The following is a 19,360-nucleotide window of genomic DNA, read 5'->3' as shown; positions in this document are numbered from 1 at the left end:
CATGGATATTAACGAATTTTTAGCACAATGCGCCGGGAAGTGGTTCTCCCAACGCACCAACTACCAATTAGTCGGAACAGAAGTAGACAATAGCAAATCCGATTTAACCGTAGAGATTTTGTCCCCTCAAGATCCCACCGTGGCGAGTTTGGGTGCCGCCGAACACCTCACCCCAGAGCAAATCTTAGGCGGCCTAAAAATGAGTTGGGATAATTCCGTAGACTGGGGAAAACCCAAACAAGTGGGCTTCAGCCTAATGGTTATGATACCCGATAGCAACAATCCGGCACAGGGTCAACTTATTCGCTCTGCTACCCCCCAACCCACCCATTACGGCCGTTATATCCTCGCGGAGGACACCCTGACGTTAATCATTGAAGAAGACTCTACCTATGCCGAGGAGCGGATTTGGTTTGCCAGTCCCAATTTACGCCTACGCACCAGTTTAGTGAAACAAGGGGAGACGTTTGTGCAAACGGGGTTTTACTCGGAAATTCGACGAATGGCACAGAACAGTGATCCTTGACAGACTTTCCTGCCTGAAGGCCGAAGATTCTCCAAACGTCGCTGTGCGTAGGTTTTTGGTTCAGCGACTCAACTTAAACTCAATTAGGATTCCTGTTGATCTTGTTCCCGACGCTTAACGACTAATAGGGTGATGTCGTCAAACACCTTATGAGAAGCAATAAACGTCTCTAAATCGTTAATAACGGCTTGATGAATCGTTGATGCGTCTTCGTGCCAGTGGAGGCGGATGATCTCACAGAAACGGTCTAAACCGTAAAAGTCGCCAACCTCATTTTCGGCTTCCGGGATGCCGTCGGTGTAGAGAACAATTCCATCCCCCGGTGCTAGGACTAGGGAAACTTGGGAGATAAAGGAACTAATATCATCCACTAAACCAATGGTCATCCCTAGGTTCATGGTGTCAATTACTTCTAAGTGACCATTGGCGCGCACGACTAAGACTAATTCATGTTGACCGCTAATACTTAATAACCCGTCTCTATAGTTGAGAACGGCTAAACTCAAGGTGCGGTCAACTCCCATCCGTTGGACATTTTTGTAAATGGTGGCATTGACGGTGTTGAGGAAACGGACGGGGTTTTGCTCGCCTAATTCCCGTAGGGTGCGGACAATGGTTTGTGCCATTAACATGACTAAACCACTTTCTAAACCATGTCCGGTGACATCTCCAATGCTAATGGTGATGATATCTTTTTCGACTAATACATCATAATAATCGCCCCCAACTTCATCGGCTGGGGTCATATATCCGGCAATTTCTAGGGGGGTAATGTTTTCTAATTCTTCCCGTTTGGGTAAAATCATCTGCTGGACTCGTCGAGCTACGTCCAATTCTGCACCCATGCGCAGGTTTTCGGCTTGCAAGCGTTCGTTAAGTTGGCTAATTTCGGCATTGGCGGCGGCGAGTTCGGCGGTGCGTTGGGCGACTTTCTCTTCTAGATTTTGATAGAGTTGGGCATTTTCTAAGGAAATGGCGGCTTGGGCGGTGAGGAGGTTTAATACCTCAATCCGGCGGGGGGTGAATACTTGGGCGGTGAGGTTGTTTTCTAGGTAGAGAATCCCAATAAAGCGGCCTTGGTTCAGGATGGGGGTACAGAAAAGGCTTTTGGGATGATGTTGGTTGAAATACAGATCCCCGATGAACGGATTATCCTGTTCACACTGATTGAGCAGAATGGCGCGGGCTGTGCGTTTGACTGAATTAATTAGGGTTTGGGGAATGATGTCTACTTGGTCGAGGGTGAGATGTATGAGGGAACAACTGTTTGGTTGGCAGTGGGCGACGACTTCCCATTGTCCGGATGTGTTGAGGACTAATACTCCCTGATCTGCCCCGGCATTTTCAAGGACAATGTGCATGAGTTTCCCGAGTAGGGTATCGAGTTCGATTTCTTCGGAGAGGGCTTGGGAGGCTTTGAGGGCGGAACCGAGGTCAAAGAGGGTGGTTGTTGTGGTGAGGGTGCTAAAACTCTGGGTGGAAACCCGGGGATTGGTGGCGGTGAGATCGGGTTTTTCGAGGATGGGGGCGAGGAGAGGGGAATAATTTTGTTCGAGTTGGTGGATTTTGGCCCGAGCGCCCCAGTGAGCATAGCAGTAGTAGGCTTTTTGGAGGTAGGCGCTGCCGATGATGTTTTTACCCCAGTCGAGGTAAAAGTGGGCGGCGCATTCGTAGGCTAGGGCTTGTTCGTGGATATATTGATGGTCTTGGGCTTGGGCGATCGCACGATCATAAAAATTCATGGCCTGTTCCCGTTGCCCCAAGACTTTCGCCCGTTCTGCGGCGATGAGATTGACTTTATGCTCAAAGTTTTGGGGGGCGTGGGCTGCCCATTGGCTCAGTTGGGCGTAATCTTGCTCAATTTGAACAAGGGCTTGGGCTTGTTGGTCTTTCTCTAAACTAGGGTAGAGGGCTAACTGGGCGAGGGCGCGGTAAAAGGGAATCTGGGTGATGGGCAATAACCCCCCGCCTGCGAGTTGGTACTGGCTGGCGGTGGTGGCATGGTTCAGGGCGGCTGGATAGTCTTGGAAAATGTAGGCGAGGATGGTTTTGGCGGTCCAGAAGAAGAATAAGGCGCTGAAGGCGTTGGCGGCTTGGAGGGCGGGGATTTGTTGGGATTCTTGGAATTGTTGGCCTTCGAGTTGGGTGGGATTTTCGCTTTGACCGAGTAAATTTTCTACAAATTGCCCCCACAATTGGGCGATATTGTGTTGAATGGTTTGGTGGAGGCTGCCTGTGAGTTCGATGTAGTATTCTTGTTTCTGCTGGACAAGGGGCAGGGACTCGCCCATGAGACAGAGGTTATCACAGTAATTAATGGCGGAATAGCAGGCAAATTCGAGATCCCCGGTTTCTAGACCTGTGAGGACGTTTTGGGCGAGGGCTTCGACGCGATCGCGCACTAATTCTTTCCAGTTGCGAATGAAGGCGTAGAACAGTTGATTAACTTTACAGGTGAATTCTACATCTTGATACTGATCGAGGGTATGAAGGGCTAATTCCCCGAAACGATAGCCTAACTCAATATCGGTCATAGCGGCACAGAGCAACATCCCATAGAGGGCGTAGGCAAAAGCCCCGAGGCTTGAGTTGCCGTGGGTGACGGAGAGGTTGAGCAGGGTGAAAATGACTGGGGGCAGGAGAGCCGGATTAGCAATAAAGGCGGGAGCCCAGAGTTTACTTAAAATCCGTAGGGCAGCGAGAATCCGGGGATCGGTGAGAGGGGGCAAATCATAGAGGGCTTCTACCTCAATGTGAGGCAGGGGAGCATCACTCAGGGGAATTTCCAGTAAGTTTAAGACCTCTAACCCCACATCTAAGGCGGCTTGACATTGGTTTTGGGCGACGTAACACTGAATCCGAATTTCGTAGACTTTGACCCCATCCAAAACGGTTTTACTGTGGGTCAAGACTGTCTGAATCTCTTCCTCGGCACGAGTGAAGTCACCGTTTAAGTAGTTGACCTCGGCCAGTAAGCTATGTAAGGGCAAGAGGCGATCATAGTGCTGTTGCCAAGCCTGGGCGGTACTGAGCAGGGCAATCCCTTGCTGGAGATAGGTTCGCGCTGCACTGTAGGCGGCGGAAGCCTTGGCTTTCTCGGCGGCTTTTTGGTTTAATTGGACTACTAATTCCCGTTCTACATCACCGTCAAGGAGGGCAATTCCCAGATTGAACTGATTGACAATTTGAAAGAGAGTCTCGTCAGGTTCTGGGGCATGGTGGAGCAAAAGGCGAGCAATAGTTAAATGGGTGAGTTGTTGCTCAACTGGGGAAATTAACGTATAGGCCGCTTGTTGAACGCGATCATGTAAAAAGCGGTAGGTGACGGTTTCCCCTTGCCAAGATTCTCCCCGGTGGGGATTGCCCTGAAGGAATTTATAGGTTTCACTCTCCGGCACAATAAACCCTTCTTGTAAGGCTTCCCAGAGGTCTGTGGCGACGGTTTCCATGTCCTGTTCATCCACCACCGCTAAAGTTTTTAAATCAAACGGGTTGCCCATACAGGCCGCCAGTTTCAGGATTTTTTGGGTTGGGGGGGATAACTTGCGCAACCGTTCCACTAAAAAGCCTACTATGTCGTCGTTGAGGGCGAGGGTGCGCACGGTGTTCAAATCACATTCCCAGTGACCACAATTGAGATTAAAGGTGATTAAATCGTCGTCATAGAGGCTTTTCAGGAATTGGGTGGCAAAGAAGGGATTCCCTTGGGTCTTTTGATGGAGTAATTGGGAGAGGGGGGTGGCGAGTTCTGAGGAACAGAGGAGGGTGTCAGCGACCAGATGGTTGAGATCCTCGACCGTGAGGGGGGTGAGGGTAAGGGTGGTTAAGGGGGTGCCTTGTTCGGCAATCTCCCTTAAAGTGAGGAGGAGGGGATGGGAGGGAGAGACTTCATTATCCCGATAGGAGCCGAGGATTAATAAATATCCTCCTTCTGATTCACTCATTAAGCGGTGCAAAAGGTTTAATGAGGCAGCATCGGCCCACTGGAGATCATCAAGGAAGATGACGAGGGGATGCTGGGGGGTGGTGAAGACTTGCACAAAGTTCTGGAACAGAAGATTAAAACGATTTTGGGCGGCATTGCCTGAGAGTTCGGGGACGGGGGGTTGAGGGCCGATGATTTGTGCTAATTCTGGGATGACTTCAATGATCACCTGGGCGCTCTCTCCCAAGGCCATGAGGATCTTATTTTTCCAGTTGGTTAACTGAAGGTCGGGTTCTCCAAGGAGTTGTTCCATCAGGTCGCGGAAGGCTTGGACAAAGGCAAATAAGGGAATGTTGCGATTGAATTGATCGAATTTGCCTTTAATAAAATACCCCCGTTGTTTGACGATGGGTTTGTGGACTTCGTTGATGACGGTGGTTTTCCCAATGCCGGAAAACCCAGCCACTAGAACCATTTCCGCCCGTTTATGTTCTTGGTGGGGGTCAGCAACACGCTGGAAAATCTCCCAGAGGGTTTGCACTTCGGCCTGTCGTCCATAGAGGATTTCTGGGATGGAAAAGCGATCGCACTGATCCCGTTCTCCCAGCGTAAAGGGTTCAATTTCCCCGGTGGTTTGTAAGGCTTCTAAACAGCGTTCGAGGTCGTATCGTAACCCCCAGGCGCTCTGATAGCGGTTTTCGGCATTTTTGGCCATCAGTTTTAAGACAATGGCCTGTAAGACGGTGGGAATTTTCTCTTCGTCAATGTCTTGGGGAAAGCGCACTTCTTGGGCAAGGTGACAATGGACTAACTCCATTGGATCATCGCTGTTAAAGGGCAATTCTCCAGTCAACAGTTCAAAAAATGTCACCCCCAAGGAGTAAAAATCGGTGCGGTAGTCAATGCCTCGGTTCATGCGTCCGGTTTGTTCGGGGGAAATATAAGCTAGGGTGCCTTCGAGAACGTTGGGGTTCATGAGGTGTTGTTGTTCTTTGGGCAGTAAGCTGGAAATACTAAAATCAATCAGCTTAATTTCCCCAGTGGCTGGGTGGATGAGAATATTGGCGGGTTTTATATCTTTGTGGATGATACGCTGTTGAATCAGGTATCCGAGGGCTTCGGTGAGTTGGATGGCGAGGGAGAGAAAGGCCTCTAGGGAACGGGGAGAACCGGGCCAATAGTCGGATAAGGCGATCGCACCCTCATCCGGCATCACCAAAGCATAACTATTCCCCCGAGTTTCCAGCGCCAGAGGTTGAACAATGCGGGGATGTTCCAATTGACTGGAAATGGTGTATTGATAGCGAAATTGAACTAACTCCTGAAAATCCGGGTGAGGATTGCGCAGAATCTTGATAATAACGGGTTGTTGTTCTGGTTTCCGAATGGCACGATAGACCAGAGTACGATTTCCAGCATAAAGTTGATTGAGTTCCTCATAACCAGCGAGTTGGAGCATAGTCATCTGTGTGAGCCATTCAGAAAATTAGAGAATATAATCATTCTACTCGTGACCTCAACCAAATCCTGATTCTCTTGAGCCAACACTATGACCCATTCTGCTCCCTACCCCCGTGATCTGATCGGCTATGGCCGCACCCCTCCCCATGCCCAATGGCCCGGAGATGCCCGGATTGCGGTTCAATTTGTCATTAACTATGAGGAAGGGGGGGAGAATTGCATCCTACATGGAGATCCTGCATCAGAGGCCTTTTTGTCTGAGTCTATCGGAGCAGCGCCCTTGTTGGGGGTGCGCAATATGAACATGGAATCCATGTTTGAATATGGCAGCAGAGCCGGGTTTTGGCGACTCTATCGCCTGTTTACCGGGCGGGGTGTACCTGTGACCGTTTATGGGGTAGCAATGGCCTTAGAGCGCAATCCTGAAGCGGTTGCCGCGATGTTAGAGGCGGATTGGGAAATTGCCTCCCATGGCTACCGTTGGATTGAGTATCAGTATTTTGGCGAGGAACAGGAACGGGAACATATTCATTATGCGATCGCTATTCACACTAAAATGACCGGAAACCGTCCTCTGGGGTGGTACACAGGGCGCATTAGTCCCAATACTCGCCGCTTAGTGGTAGAAGCCGGGGGGTTTCTCTACGACTCGGATAGTTATGCCGATGATCTCCCCTATTGGGTTTTAGACTATGGTCAACCCCATTTAGTCATTCCCTACACGCTGGATAACAATGATATGCGCTTCGCCAGTTATCAGGGGTTTAACAGTGGAGATCAGTTTTTTAGTTACTTGCGGGATGCCTTTGATACCTTATACGAAGAGGGGGCAACTCAACCTAAAATGATGAGTATTGGGCTACACTGCCGTTTAGTTGGACGACCGGGACGCACAGCCGCACTGGCTCGGTTTTTGGACTATATTCAACAACGGGAGCAAGTTTGGCTCTGTCGTCGAATTGATATTGCTCACCATTGGCACAAGGTTCATTATCCTTCCCATTGACAATCCCGAGCGGACTCCATTGGGAGAAGCCGACCGTAAAACCGACTCAAGCGTGGTGAAGTGTCAAGGTTTCAGCCTTGATGGATAAGGTTGGTGAGGTTTATCTAGCGGAAATCCGATCCGACCTTCTAGGAAAGACCCAGAGAAGGGTAAAATGGATGGCGGACTATTCTTGGGTTGTCGATAAAACCTCATGATTTCGAGCAATGATTTCCGAACTGGTGTAACAATTGAGCTAGATGGCTCGGTGTGGCGTGTTGTGGAGTTTCTCCATGTGAAGCCGGGGAAAGGTTCTGCTTTTGTTCGCACGAAGTTGAAAAATGCCCAGACGGGTAGCGTTGTAGAACGGACGTTCCGAGCCGGGGAGACGGTTCCTCAAGCCACACTGGAAAAACGCACCATGCAGCATACCTACAAGGATGGGGAGCAGTTGGTGTTTATGGACATGGAAAGCTTTGAGGAAGCGCGTTTAAGTCCTGAACAGGTGGGCGATCGCGTAAAATACCTCACCGAAGGAATGGAGGTCAATGTGGTGAGTTGGAATACTCAGGTGATTGAGGTCGAACTCCCCAACTCCGTGGTTTTAGAAGTAACGGATACAGATCCTGGTGTGAAAGGAGATACGGCTACCGGAGGCACAAAACCCGCTATTGTGGAAACGGGCGCCCAGGTGATGGTGCCGTTGTTTATCTCCATTGGTGAAAAAATTAAAATTGATACCCGCAATGATAGTTATTTGGGACGAGATAACTAAAGAAAAATGTTAGAATCTAGTTCTCCCATCCTGACGCTGGGCGGTAGTCTGGCTTAAACGGCGGGTTGTCCCCTTGCTAGATTAATTCTGAGTCATGGGGAGGGGAACAGGCTTCCCGTTGCCAAGGACATCTGAAACGGAGGTCACTTCAGCCAAGCAACGAGGGTAAGGTAACAATCTAATTCGGTGGATTCCTCCTGAGTGAATGGGCTGGGCTGCTTAAACCGATTGATAACGCTAGAGTAGGAAAAAGACTTGTGCCTATTGATTTTCAGCAAGTCCGCGAGTTGCTAGCTGCGATCGCGAATACTGACATTGTTGAGTTACAACTAAAAGATGACGACTTTGAATTAACCGTGCGTAAGGGCGGCATGGCTATGCCTGCCGTTGCCTCGGATGGGGTACAGATGGCGACGATGCCCTCTCCCCCAGTAGTTATTCAGGCGGCATCTTCCACCCCACCCCCAGTAGAAAGTTCTCCCCCCCCAACAATTGACCCGAAATGGGTTGAAATTACCTCCCCTATGGTGGGAACCTTCTACCGTGCGCCTGCCCCCGATGAACCACCTTTTGTGGATATAGGAGAAGCGGTACGAGTCGGTCAGACGGTTTGTATTATTGAAGCCATGAAACTCATGAATGAAATTGAATCCGAAGTGGCGGGTCAGGTCGTTGAGGTTTTGGTGGCGAATGGGGAATCTGTGGAGTATGGTCAAGTCTTGATGCGTGTTAATCCAAATTAACTTGCTAACACTATTGTTATTTAACGACAAAGACTGCTATGATGTGGGGATCACCTAATGTAGCTTACTTGTATGCAATCAGTTAAGCCGATCCCTCAAGAGGTTGTTCAGCAGTTGTCAGAATACTTTGGTATTTTGAGCGAGCCGATGCGTCTGCGGATATTAAGTCTTCTGCGGGAAGAAGAAAAATGTGTACAGGAACTGGTTGAAGCAACTCAAACCAGTCAGGCCAATGTCTCGAAACACCTCAAAGTGATGTTGCAAGCAGGGATCTTAACACGGCGGACAGAAGGGACTTCTGCCTACTACCGTGTTGACGATCCCTTGAGTTTTGAGTTGTGTAATTTGGTTTGTAACCGACTGGCTGCTCGTATTGAACAGCAAGCGCGCCATTTTCGGGATTTTACCGGAAAAAGCACGGTAGCATGAAATATCTCATCTTTTCAGTGGAAGATGAAATAGGACTTGCCAAATTCATAAAGATTGCCGGGAAAACCCCATCCCCTTGTGGGTGGGGCTGTTGGTCCGTTGTTGCCCGTCATGGTTTTTGCCCGTTATCGAGAATGTCGGGGTGAAGACCCTCGGTGCCTACGAAAACTTATTGGATAGGTCCTGTCAAGTTAAGGAAACTCGGTGAACCAAGAATCCCTCGCTTTTAGCGACGGGAGTGTCAAAGAGGGAAGTCTTGAGCGTAGCCCTCACGGGTGAGGGGTTGGTCTAAGATCAGTCCTTCTCCTCCGAGTACCTCTAAAGGTTGCCCTTCAATTTCCAGCCATACTTTGCCGTCGGGATTGAGACTGGTTGCAGTATAGAGAATTTGGGCAACTCGCCCACTCATGGAGGCGGTTCCCCCTCCAAAGGTAAAGTCTTCGGACAGATTTACATGGATGCCATCCCCCTCTAGACGCACTCCTCGGAGTTCTGTTCCTTCGGGGATCGTTGTACCGTAGCTGTCATCCGGGGGACCGTCTAGAAGTTGCTGGATAGCATTTTCTAAGGAGTCTTCGAGGGTGCCAGTTTTCTCTAATAAGGTGGCTGGGGTGGCGACTAATTCAATGTTCTCATCTAGCCAGTAGAGTTGGATGGCGGTTTCTTGAATCACATCGGGGGAGAGGGGTTGTTGTGCTGTTCCCGTGGGAGCTTCACTAGGAGTTTCAACGGTGGGTTGAGGGCTGTTTAATTGATTCCAAGCCCAAAAGCCTGTTCCACCTCCTAGGAGAATTGCGATCGCAGAGGCTCCAGCGATAAGGGGATTAACTAGCGATTTTTTAGGGGTTTGGGGCGTGTTCGGGTCGTCCATAATCTCTCTCAATTTGTTCTACTAATAGAATAATGACCGTAGAGCGCAAGATGCTTGTTCCACTCTACAAGCCTTTGATTGTAGATTCCGTGTAACAAGGGAACGGGGGGAGCAGGGGGGAGGTAATGGGGAATAGGCAATCTTGACAAGTTAAGGCCCAACGTTAGAAGTCAAGGCATTGGGAGTCAGGAGTTGGGAAAACGCGGTTGTGTCCAAAATGATTGTTTTAAAACTTAAATTTCATCGGGGTTAATCCCGTTTTCCATTTTTCCCGTTCCCTTATTCAGTAAACCCTAACTCGAAAACTGCTGGGCGTAAAACTGGGCATAACGGCCATTGTGTTGTAACAACTCTTGATGGGTGCCGGATTCGATGATTTGCCCTGCTTCTAGGACAAAAAGGCGATTGGCTTGGCGGACGGTGGCGAGACGGTGGGCAATGACGAAAACGGTGCGATCGCGCAATAATCGTTCGAGGGCTTCCTGTACTAAGGCCTCAGATTCCGAATCCAGCGCCGAGGTAGCCTCATCTAAAATCAAGATACGAGGATTGAGTAACACCGCCCGAGCAATGGCAATCCGTTGTCGTTGCCCCCCTGACAGGTTCACCCCCCGCTCTCCGACATAGGTATAATACCCTTGGGAGAATTGAGCGATGAATTGATGAGCATTGGCAATTCTGGCCGCTTTTTCAATGGCGGTAAGGTCAAAATTTCGTTGACCAAAGGCAATATTTTCCGCAATAGTGCCAGAAAATAACATCGTATCTTGAGGGACAATGCCAATTTGTTGGCGTAAACTTTTTAGTTCTACTTCCTCAATATTTAGCCCATCAATTCGGATTTTGCCTTGGTCAGGATCATAAAACCGGGGGAGTAAATTAACTAACGTGGTTTTCCCTGCCCCAGAATGTCCCACTAACGCAATCATTTCCCCCGGTTCTACCTCAAAGCTGAGGTTTTTTAACACAGGTTGCTCGGGATTATAGCCAAAACTCACATTCTCGTAGGTGACACGCCCGGTAATGGGGGGAAGTGCGATCGCCTTTTGGGCTTCCCGAATATTAGGCGCGAGTTGCACCAGTTCAAACACCCGATCCACCGAAGCCTGAGCTTGTTTGAATGTATTGTAATTATTGGTGGTAATATTAATCGGATCCACCAACATTAAAGCCGCCGCCAAAAACCCCACAAATTGACTGGCCGTTAAGTTAGCTTGGGAGATTTGCCATCCCCCCAAAAAGAACACCAATAAGATACTGGTGGCATATAAAAACCCCACCAAAACCATTTGAAAAACCTTGATTTTCTCCACCCCTAAACGGGCTTTACGGTTTTCCTCCGCTTCTTGGGTAAAACGGCGCAGGGCGTAGTCTTCGGCGGCGAAGGCTTGAATGAGACGAATCCCCGAGAGAAACTCAATTAACAGCGCCGAAAGGTCAGAAATGCGGTTTTGACTGCGCCGAGAGAAGTCTAAGAGACGTTCCCCAAACATTGTCACCAATAAGGCCATCAGAGGGGCAATAAGAAAGGCCGCTAGGGTGAGTTGCCAGTTCATGTAAATCATATAGACCAACACAACAATCAGTTGTAAGACACAAGGCACAAACTGATGGAAGAGTTGGTTAATGGCCTCCCCGATGCGGTCTGTATCTTCGGTGAGACGATAGGACAAGTCCCCGGTTTTGGTGGTTTCAAAATAGTTTAAGCCCAGACGTTGTAAGTGGGCGTAAACATCACAGCGCAGTTGATGGGCGACTTGTAGGGAGGCCTCAGCAATCCAGACATCTTGGCCATAGAGGGAGAGACTGCGGACTAAAAACACCAGAATCCCTAGTCCGGCAATTTGTCCGGTAATTTCTAACTGACCGCGACCTACGGAGTCGGCAATCAATTCAGCCAGTTTAATCAAAATCGGCCAACTAGCTGTAAACACGAGGGTACAGACCATCGCTAACCCGATGATGGGGGTTTGGGGTCGGAGGTAGGGCAAGAGTAGCCAATAATTGGATGTTTTTTTCAAGTTGCTTGCGATCGCCAATAAAGTGCAAAACTAGGAAGGGTTTACTGAACAAGTCCGGGAGTTGGGAGTCGGGGAGCAGGAGAGCAGGGGAGATGTCTATTACCTATTCCCCGTTCCCTGTTCCCTAATTCTGAGGGACAAGGGTTTGCGTTGACATGGCGTGATGGGCATTAGGCCCGGCATCCAAGGGGAAAAAGGGTTGATGAAGACTAATTAATTGGGCGAGAGTCTTTTTCAACTGAGTTCGTGGCACAATAGCATCAACAAAGCCATGCTGGAGCAAATATTCTGAGGTTTGGAAATCGTCCGGTAGTTTTTCCCGCAGAGTTTGTTCAATCACCCGCCGCCCCGCAAAGCCGATGGTTGCCTTGGGTTCCGCCAAAATCAAGTCCCCTAACATGGCAAAACTGGCTGTTACGCCCCCCGTCGTGGGATGGGTTAACACAGGGATATAGAGTAAATGGGCTTGACGGTGGAGATCTAAAGCCCCGGAAATCTTGGCCATCTGCATTAAACTTAACATCCCCTCCTGCATTCGCGCTCCGCCGGATGCACAAATGATGATAACTGTCAAGCCCTCTTGGGTACCATATTCAATTAACCGACAGAGTTTTTCTCCCACGACCGAGCCCATACTACCGCCCATAAAGCGGAAGTCCATCACGCCGAGGGCGACAGGTAAACCATCGAGGAGGCCGGTTCCGGTTTGTACCGCATCTTTGAGTCCGGTTTTAGCTTGGGTTTCTTGAATACGGTCTTTGTAGAATTTGCGATCGCGGAAATTCAGGGGATCAAGGGGTTCTAACTCCTCATTGAGGGGTTTCCAAGTTTTGGGATCAATCAGTTGACGAATCCGTTCATTGCTATCCACCCGCATATGATGACCACAGTCTGCACAGACCATCATATTGGCTTGCAGATCCTTGGTATAGGCTAAAACCCCGCATTCTGGGCATTTCGTCCAAAGACCATCCGCGATTTCTCGTTCCGCTTGACCTTGTTGGGTGGTTTGTTCTGATTTTTGCCGATTGGCAAACCAATCAAATAACGACATATAGTTTTTTAAGGGTTTAGGTTTTTGTGTAATAAGAGCAGTGAACTACCCCACCCTGCCATTGGCGAGGATGTGGCTTCCTGATTCAACGGGAATAGCATCTAGCAAAACCGAAGTTTTACCAGGTTGTCTTACGTTCCCTCCCCAGGCAGTATCGCTGGTTCCCAACGACAATATCCGCAAGGCTTCATTTTTAATGTTTTGCGCTGCATTGAGATCACGGTCGTGGTGAGTCCCACAATGTTGACATTCCCATTGCCGAACTTCTAACGGTAAACTATCCACTCGATTAAGGCAAACGTGACAAATTTTAGAAGACGCAAAAAAGCGGTCAACTTCAATATAAGTTTTCCCCTCCCACTCGGCTTTGTATTTCAGCATTGTGGTAAACATCCCCCAACCCACATCACTAATTGCCTTGGCAAGTTTAGGGTTTTGTCCCATCCCTTTAACGTTCAGATTCTCTACAGCAATCACTTGGTTTTCGTTAACTATCTTGCGGGATAGTTTGTGTAGAAAGTCCTCACGACATCGGGCTATCTTACTATGAACTTTGGCGACTTTTTGTTTAGCCTTAGCTCGATTTTGACTTCCCTTTTGTTTACGGGATAGCTTTTGTTGCTTACGCTTTAGGTTGTTCTGATGCTTGGCAAAATGGCGAGGGTTGTCGTACTTAGAGCCATCGCTAGTAATCGCAAAATGGGTTAGACCAACATCAATCCCAATGGCTTTACCTCCGACTGATGGGGTAATGGTATCTTTCCCGTCATTCACCCACACCGAAGCATAGTATTGACCATCAGGATTTTTAGAAAGAGTAACGGTTTTGATTGTCCCTTCAAATTCCCGATGACGACGGCAATAGAGCAGTCCAATTTTTCCCGGTACTTTGAGATAGTCTCCTTCAAACTTAACATTAGCAGGATAACTCAGAGTCTGCCGACCATGCTTTGATTTGAAACGGGGTAACTGCGCCCGTTTCTCAAAAAAGTTTTTATAGGCCGTGGAAAGATTAAGGGCAACCACCTGCAAGGATTGGGAGTAGGCATCTGTTAACCAAGGATACTCCTTTTTTAGTCCTGGTAATAGACCTTGGATATATCCCCGGGACAATCCTTTCCCCGTCTGAATATAGGTTTTCTGGCACAAGTCTAAGGCAAAATTCCAATACCAACGACAGCACCCAAAGGCTTTAGCAAGGGATACTTTTTGGTCATTCGTTGGGTATAGGCGAAATTTGTAGGCCTTGTACATTATCAAAACTCAACAGTACCGATAAGATGGTAACATCTTATCAGATGATTCGCTATTGCTTAGTTTATTTTTAGTTGGCTATTCATTCCCTCCCTGTAAACGAGGAAGGGGAATTTCGCAACGTTTTTGTTAAACAACGAAACTAGCAGAGGACGATCAGGAGTCTTCCGGGAAGTCGTCGAGATCCTCCTCTTCTTGAGGACTTAGGAGTAATAAAGCCGTCCATCGATCTTGGGGAAACACCTGTAAAGCAGCCTCTCCCGACAAAAAACAGGCACTCGCTCCCAAGTTGACCACACGGCAGGGAATCTCATGACTGGTCAGGATTTGCTGCATTAGTTCAGCTTCCCAGCGCGTGCTGGTGGTGCGTACCGTAATCCAAGATACAGATTTCATCAGTCACTTTTTCCGATGTTCTCTTGGGATAGCTTACCTCTTATTCACCCTCTCTTCCACTATACAAGGGTGCGTCAGACGTGACATCCTCCCGACACCGACCCTAGGGGTACGGTGCGGGCTTCCCCATATCACTATGAGGCGTTCGGTGCTTCTACGGGAGGCTCTAGATGTCTTTTTAGGGACATCCCCGTTCGCGTTCACTTCGTGACGCTTCGCGAACGCGAAGCGTTGCGTAGCAAAGCGTTGCGAACGCGAACGTACAGTGCGGGGCTTCCCGACAATGAGCTAAATTCACTAGGAGTGAACGGGATCTATTAGGATTCAGTTTAGGCAAGAGCGCGGAGTCTCAACGTCCCAACACCTCCACACTCACCGGAGCCACCCCAGACCGAATCAGACCAATTTCCTGAGCCGCACCCCGGGATAAATCAATAATACGACCCGCAATAAAGGGCCCTCGGTCATTAATCCGTACCACCACCGACCGACCATTATTTAAATTCGTCACCCTGACCCGAGTCCCAAAGGGTAACGTCCGATGGGCCGCCGTCATCGCATTCTGATTATAAATTTCCCCACTAGCCGACCGTCTACCGTGAAAATTGGGGCCATACCAAGACGCTACCCCACGATATAAATGAGAGGTGGCTGGAGCGGGACGATAGGCCACCGCTTCCGAAGTTCTCCTCCTCTGAGGAGACACCGTATTTTGAGGACGAGGAGCATGAGGACTTCTCGTTATTACCTTTTCCTCCTTTTCTTCGCTTCGAGAGGCTGCGCCAACAGCATCCTGCGCGAACGGTGGACTTTCTGGCTGACCCACCACCGCCACCTCTATCTCTTTTTCCTCCTTGCCCGTCTCCTCAGCAATCGCCGCAGAAGTTGGGTATAATCCAATACTTACGCCTAACGCAATAATTAGGGCAGATCCCCATAAAATTCGAGATTGAATACTCACATTTGCCTCCTTCGTAGGACATTGTTTGCCCAAGCCCTACAACCTCTTGGTGTCTTCACTCCTAGATCATGGGTGGTTCTACTTAAACGCTTCGACCGTAGAACCTCATCAATTGACACCCCTGAAAAAACTCATGACCTAATTTCACAATACCCTCAATGTACGCAAAAGATAATTTTTCTGCGTATTTTTTTATACGCTTCACTAAAGCTTTATAAAATCTTCCAAAGCTGCAAAGCTGCCGTAAATTTGCCCAATCCTCTGATCCGACTCAATCCCTTCCCCTCCAACGCCAGCCGCCATGATATACTGCACAACGGATAGAATTGCCATTCTTACGACCGTTTCCCCATCATTTGCAATGCACAACTTCCTCCCCATCGCCTATTTCCAGAACCAATTTGTCCCCTTTGCGGAAGCCAATATTTCCATCGCCACTCATGCCCTACACTACGGCACTGGAGCCTTTGGAGGACTGCGTGGCATTCCTGATCCTAATAATCCGCAACAAATCTTATTGTTTCGCCTTGATGAACATTGTAAACGCCTCAGCAACAGTGCGCGCTTCCTACATTTTGATCTCCCGGCTGAGAAGATTCAACAGGTGATTGTTGAATTTGTCGAAAAAAACAAACCCACATTTTCCTTTTATATTCGCCCCTTTGTCTACACTTCTGATTTAGGAATTGCCCCCCGTTTACATAATATCGAGAAGGATTTCTTTGTTTACGGTTTGGAATTAGGGGATTATTTATCGCCCGATGGGGTAAGCTGTCGGGTGAGTTCTTGGCATCGTCAGGAAGACCGCAGTTTTCCCTTACGGGGTAAAATTAGCGGGGCCTATATTGCCTCTTCCTTGGCTAAAACTGAGGCCGTCGAATCTGGTTTTGATGAAGCACTCTTAATGAACTCTCAAGGCAAGATTTGCGAGGCCTCGGGGATGAATGTTTTTATGGTGCGTAACGGTAAAGTTATTACCCCCAGTTATGACCAGGATATTTTAGAAGGGATTACCCGCAATAGTATTGTCACTCTGGCGGAAGATTTAGGCATTCCGGTTATTGAACGGGGGATTGATAAGACGGAGTTACTGATTGCTGATGAAGTCTTTTTAAGTGGTACGGCGGCGAAAATTACCCCAGTTAAACAGATTGAAAATTATCATCTGCCGAAAAATAGACCCATTACGGATAAACTGCGGGAAAAACTGGTGGCGATTACGGAAAATCGCGACTCTGATTATCAAGATTGGGTGTATAAGATTCCTCTTGATTAAGAGAAAAAACTCCGGGGTAGAGCAAGATAGCTAAGGGTTTTTCCTATCTCTCTATCTCCTCTCAAGACTTCTCTCTGACTTTTTCTATTCCTCACATCTTCCTTGACTTGTGCAACAAAATTTAAATGATTTCCGCCGATATGCTCCCGCAACGGAGCGCAATCGTCAGCCGATTTTAACGGTCTTAAAGCGTGTTCTTAACCCTACTGGGACGGTTTTAGAAATTGCCAGTGGGACGGGTCAACATAGTGTTTATTTTGCCCCTCGTTTAAAGCCGCGACGCTGGTTAACCAGTGATTGTCAACCGGAATTATTAGCGAGTATTAAAGCTTGGCAAGAGATAGAACCGAGTCCGAATTTATACCCGCCTTTTTTCTTGAATGTTTGTGAGTCCCGTTGGTCGGTGGAAAATGGCAACAGTCCGGCTCATTATACGGCACAGGAACGAGAAAAGTACCCCATTGAAAGCATGGTGAATATTAATATGATTCATATTGCCCCGTGGGAGGCTTGTTTAGGCTTGATGGCGGGGGCCAAGCGGATTTTACCTCGGGGGGGGATTCTGTACCTCTATGGGCCTTTTAAGCAGGGGGGAGTCCATACGGCCGTGAGTAATGAGGCGTTTGATGGGTCATTGCGATCGCAGAATCCAGAATGGGGAGTCCGTAACCTAGAAACCGTGCAAGACGTAGCCGCCGATCATAGTTTAACCTGGCTGGAAACCGTCCCCATGCCTGCTAATAATCTTTCCGTCGTTTTTCAACGGGATTAAGCCCCTCACAGTAACTTCTTGATTCCCTCAATCCACCGTTCAACATCACTCAGTGAGATTTTGAACAGGGAAACAATTCCCACCCCCACTAAGACAATACCAATCCAGAAGTTACTGTTATAAATATATAACCCCACCAACACAATAAAGTAGGGCGAAACAATCCCACTCAGTTGGGAAACCGTATTCACTAACGGCGAAGAATTCGCCGCAAACTCCGAGGAAGAAAGGGGCTTTTCCTCTTGATTGTTCAACGGTAAACCCATCTTTTCTAACTCTTGTTTTTCCGCGTCACTCATAATTCCTCCCGTGATGATCTTGCTCCTAGTCTAACCAAAAATCTGGTAAAATAGCATTCTGCACTTGACGAATCCCCTTATTTATGCTACGCAGAAATTGAATATGGACTTCATCGGGTTCGACGGGAATAATTGGGGCTTTTTCTCCAATTTTAAAATAATCAATCACCCCATTGGCGGCTTCTAAACCCGTCACATAGGCTTTTTCTTGGGACCAAGACCCATGATCTGTGACAATCCAATCCCCACTTAAAAACAGATTAGGAATCGTCGTTTTCCGGCTTAATAAATACTGATAACTCCCCGGAGAAAAATGGGTGACACCTTGACGAACGCGAATCACACTTTTATCAATAATTTTCGCCTCCTTGAGTTGAGGAATACAAGTGAGTAAATCCCGGTACACCTTGGCGACAATTTGCCGATCTGTCATGGGTAATAATTGATTAGCATGGTAAAAATCCGCCTCAATAACGCTCCCGGTTTCCTCCTTATAATCATCATGAAGAGTATTGAGATCAAAAAATGTCCAGCCTGTGGTGCTATCAAAGCCAAAACAAGCGTTAGAGGGCAGGGGAATAGGGACTTTTTGATCAAACCAGAGACGAGTGGCTAAAACATCAATTCCGTTGAGGTTCATTAAGTTCCGGAATTCTGGGTATTGATTGAGGGTTTTACTGCGAGCAATAATCCGTTTAATGCCAATCACACTCAGAGCAAACACAACGGCATCCCCTTCAAAACGGTCATTTTCACAGATCACCGACTGCACTTGACCATTTTCATTGAGCATTAAATCCGTGACTCGTTGATTAGTCAAAACTTGACCGCCTAATTTTTGGATTTCCCGCACCCAAGGTTTAAAAATCATTTCGCCCACCGTGCCGCGACACCAAACGACATCAAAGTTGGGTTGATGAGCCAAGATGAAATAATAGAGCATTCCCAACGCCGCCGCCGCACTACATTGTTCTCCGGGGGCGAATAAACCCACTAATAACATAGGTTCAAAGGCTTCTCGATAGAGACGCGCTGAAACCCCATATTGTTTAAATAATTCCCGGGCGGTCATTTTATCGTACCGTTGCCAAGCCGTCGGGGAATTGTCGAAGTCTAACACGGCATGGAGAAGGGGAAGGGCGGAAAGACGATCAATGAGGGGGAGGCGCTTAAATTTAGGATATAAAAAGGTGCCGAGGGGGGCGGGGAGTTGAATTTCATCTTGAAAAATGGGAGACTCAACTTCTAACCCTTGAGGGGAGTATTGAGCGGAACGGGTAAAGGGGGTAAAGGGATTTAGCTTAAGGTGTTCGACTAACTGGAAAATGTTGCGGTAGGGATACCAAAAACCATGAATTCCGCCCTCTACGGAACGTCCACCGGGAGTTTTCCAGCCCGCCACCAGTCCGCCGGGTTGGGAAGCGGCTTCGAGCAGTGTTACCTGATATCCTTGTTGTGCGAGGTGGTAGGTGGCACTAAGTCCGGCCCAGCCTGCACCCACGACGATGATTCTTTTCGATTCTGGCATTTTTTTCTGGGTCAGGGTTTATAGTTAAGGATGCCATGATCAGGGAATGAATGGGCTACCTCTTGATAAGGATTCGTGATGCTT

17 protein-coding genes are annotated in these 19,360 nt (G+C 48.3%); 7 read left to right on the top strand and 10 right to left on the bottom strand.

All coding sequences use genetic code 11. From position 1 onward, the window contains the following. The first annotated feature begins 1 nt into the window (after nucleotide 1). The gene (locus tag SPI9445_RS0120690; protein ID WP_017306698.1) at nucleotides 2-526 is read left to right on the top strand and encodes a phycobiliprotein lyase; all 525 of its coding nucleotides are present in this window, start codon (nucleotides 2-4) and stop codon (nucleotides 524-526) included. Between the two features lie 83 nt (nucleotides 527-609). Here the strand turns inward: SPI9445_RS0120690 and SPI9445_RS0120685 are convergent, their stop codons facing one another. Beyond that, nucleotides 610-5,910 carry an AAA family ATPase gene (locus SPI9445_RS0120685; protein ID WP_017306697.1) on the bottom strand — a complete coding sequence of 1,767 codons (5,301 nt, stop codon included), beginning with the start codon at nucleotides 5,908-5,910 and terminating at the stop codon, nucleotides 610-612. Between the two features lie 90 nt (nucleotides 5,911-6,000). On the opposite strand from SPI9445_RS0120685, the gene puuE reads away from it, so the two are divergent. The 4 genes from puuE (at nucleotide 6,001) to SPI9445_RS0120660 (ending at nucleotide 8,844) form a co-directional block, all read left to right on the top strand. Beyond that, a complete protein-coding gene (gene puuE, locus SPI9445_RS0120680) occupies nucleotides 6,001-6,918 on the top strand; it encodes an allantoinase PuuE (RefSeq protein ID WP_017306696.1) in 918 nt (305 codons plus the stop codon). Between the two features lie 193 nt (nucleotides 6,919-7,111). After that, the gene (gene efp, locus SPI9445_RS0120670; protein ID WP_017306694.1) at nucleotides 7,112-7,672 is read left to right on the top strand and encodes an elongation factor P; all 561 of its coding nucleotides are present in this window, start codon (nucleotides 7,112-7,114) and stop codon (nucleotides 7,670-7,672) included. A gap of 257 nt (nucleotides 7,673-7,929) precedes the next feature. Next, nucleotides 7,930-8,415, top strand: coding sequence for an acetyl-CoA carboxylase biotin carboxyl carrier protein (accB, locus tag SPI9445_RS0120665; protein ID WP_017306693.1), 486 nt, complete (start codon nucleotides 7,930-7,932; stop codon nucleotides 8,413-8,415). A gap of 72 nt (nucleotides 8,416-8,487) precedes the next feature. Then, nucleotides 8,488-8,844, top strand: a complete 357-nt coding sequence (locus SPI9445_RS0120660) for an ArsR/SmtB family transcription factor (protein WP_017306692.1) — start codon at nucleotides 8,488-8,490, stop codon at nucleotides 8,842-8,844. Between the two features lie 241 nt (nucleotides 8,845-9,085). Here SPI9445_RS0120660 and SPI9445_RS0120655 read toward each other — a convergent pair whose 3' ends face one another. From SPI9445_RS0120655 to SPI9445_RS31740, 7 genes are all read right to left on the bottom strand, one after another. Next, the gene (locus SPI9445_RS0120655) at nucleotides 9,086-9,715 is read right to left on the bottom strand and encodes a GerMN domain-containing protein (protein WP_017306691.1); all 630 of its coding nucleotides are present in this window, start codon (nucleotides 9,713-9,715) and stop codon (nucleotides 9,086-9,088) included. 293 nt (nucleotides 9,716-10,008) lie between these two features. Further along, nucleotides 10,009-11,736: an ABC transporter ATP-binding protein gene (locus SPI9445_RS0120650; protein WP_026079974.1), complete on the bottom strand. Its 1,728-nt coding sequence runs from the start codon at nucleotides 11,734-11,736 to the stop codon at nucleotides 10,009-10,011. Nucleotides 11,737-11,860: 124 nt separating this feature from the next. After that, nucleotides 11,861-12,790 carry an acetyl-CoA carboxylase, carboxyltransferase subunit beta gene (gene accD, locus SPI9445_RS0120645; RefSeq protein WP_017306689.1) on the bottom strand — a complete coding sequence of 310 codons (930 nt, stop codon included), beginning with the start codon at nucleotides 12,788-12,790 and terminating at the stop codon, nucleotides 11,861-11,863. A gap of 45 nt (nucleotides 12,791-12,835) precedes the next feature. Further along, a complete protein-coding gene (locus tag SPI9445_RS0120640) occupies nucleotides 12,836-14,044 on the bottom strand; it encodes an RNA-guided endonuclease InsQ/TnpB family protein (RefSeq protein ID WP_017306688.1) in 1,209 nt (402 codons plus the stop codon). Nucleotides 14,045-14,200: 156 nt separating this feature from the next. Beyond that, the gene (locus SPI9445_RS0120635; protein ID WP_017306687.1) at nucleotides 14,201-14,440 is read right to left on the bottom strand and encodes a putative signal transducing protein; all 240 of its coding nucleotides are present in this window, start codon (nucleotides 14,438-14,440) and stop codon (nucleotides 14,201-14,203) included. 349 nt (nucleotides 14,441-14,789) lie between these two features. Next, on the bottom strand, nucleotides 14,790-15,401 hold the full coding sequence (locus SPI9445_RS29440; RefSeq protein WP_202803741.1) for a septal ring lytic transglycosylase RlpA family protein: 612 nt from the start codon (nucleotides 15,399-15,401) through the stop codon (nucleotides 14,790-14,792). Nucleotides 15,402-15,605: 204 nt separating this feature from the next. Further along, entirely contained in the window at nucleotides 15,606-15,734 is a 129-nt protein-coding gene (locus SPI9445_RS31740; protein ID WP_017306685.1) for a hypothetical protein, read from the bottom strand. 28 nt (nucleotides 15,735-15,762) lie between these two features. Here SPI9445_RS31740 and SPI9445_RS0120620 point away from each other — a divergent pair, with 28 nt between their 5' ends. Further along, nucleotides 15,763-16,677: a branched-chain amino acid transaminase gene (locus SPI9445_RS0120620; RefSeq protein WP_017306684.1), complete on the top strand. Its 915-nt coding sequence runs from the start codon at nucleotides 15,763-15,765 to the stop codon at nucleotides 16,675-16,677. A gap of 109 nt (nucleotides 16,678-16,786) precedes the next feature. Beyond that, the gene (locus tag SPI9445_RS0120615; RefSeq protein ID WP_017306683.1) at nucleotides 16,787-17,449 is read left to right on the top strand and encodes a DUF938 domain-containing protein; all 663 of its coding nucleotides are present in this window, start codon (nucleotides 16,787-16,789) and stop codon (nucleotides 17,447-17,449) included. Between the two features lie 5 nt (nucleotides 17,450-17,454). Here SPI9445_RS0120615 and SPI9445_RS26425 read toward each other — a convergent pair whose 3' ends face one another. Together SPI9445_RS26425 and SPI9445_RS0120605 are read right to left on the bottom strand one after the other, a co-directional pair. Next, complete coding sequence (locus tag SPI9445_RS26425) at nucleotides 17,455-17,748, bottom strand: hypothetical protein (protein WP_017306682.1); 294 nt, start codon at nucleotides 17,746-17,748, stop codon at nucleotides 17,455-17,457. 25 nt (nucleotides 17,749-17,773) lie between these two features. After that, on the bottom strand, nucleotides 17,774-19,276 hold the full coding sequence (locus tag SPI9445_RS0120605; RefSeq protein ID WP_017306681.1) for a hydroxysqualene dehydroxylase: 1,503 nt from the start codon (nucleotides 19,274-19,276) through the stop codon (nucleotides 17,774-17,776). Nucleotides 19,277-19,360 lie beyond the last annotated feature (84 nt).

The organism is Spirulina subsalsa PCC 9445, from assembly GCF_000314005.1.
Lineage (GTDB): Bacteria > Cyanobacteriota > Cyanobacteriia > Cyanobacteriales > Spirulinaceae > Spirulina_A > Spirulina_A subsalsa.
This window is presented reverse-complemented; position numbering and strand designations above follow the sequence as displayed.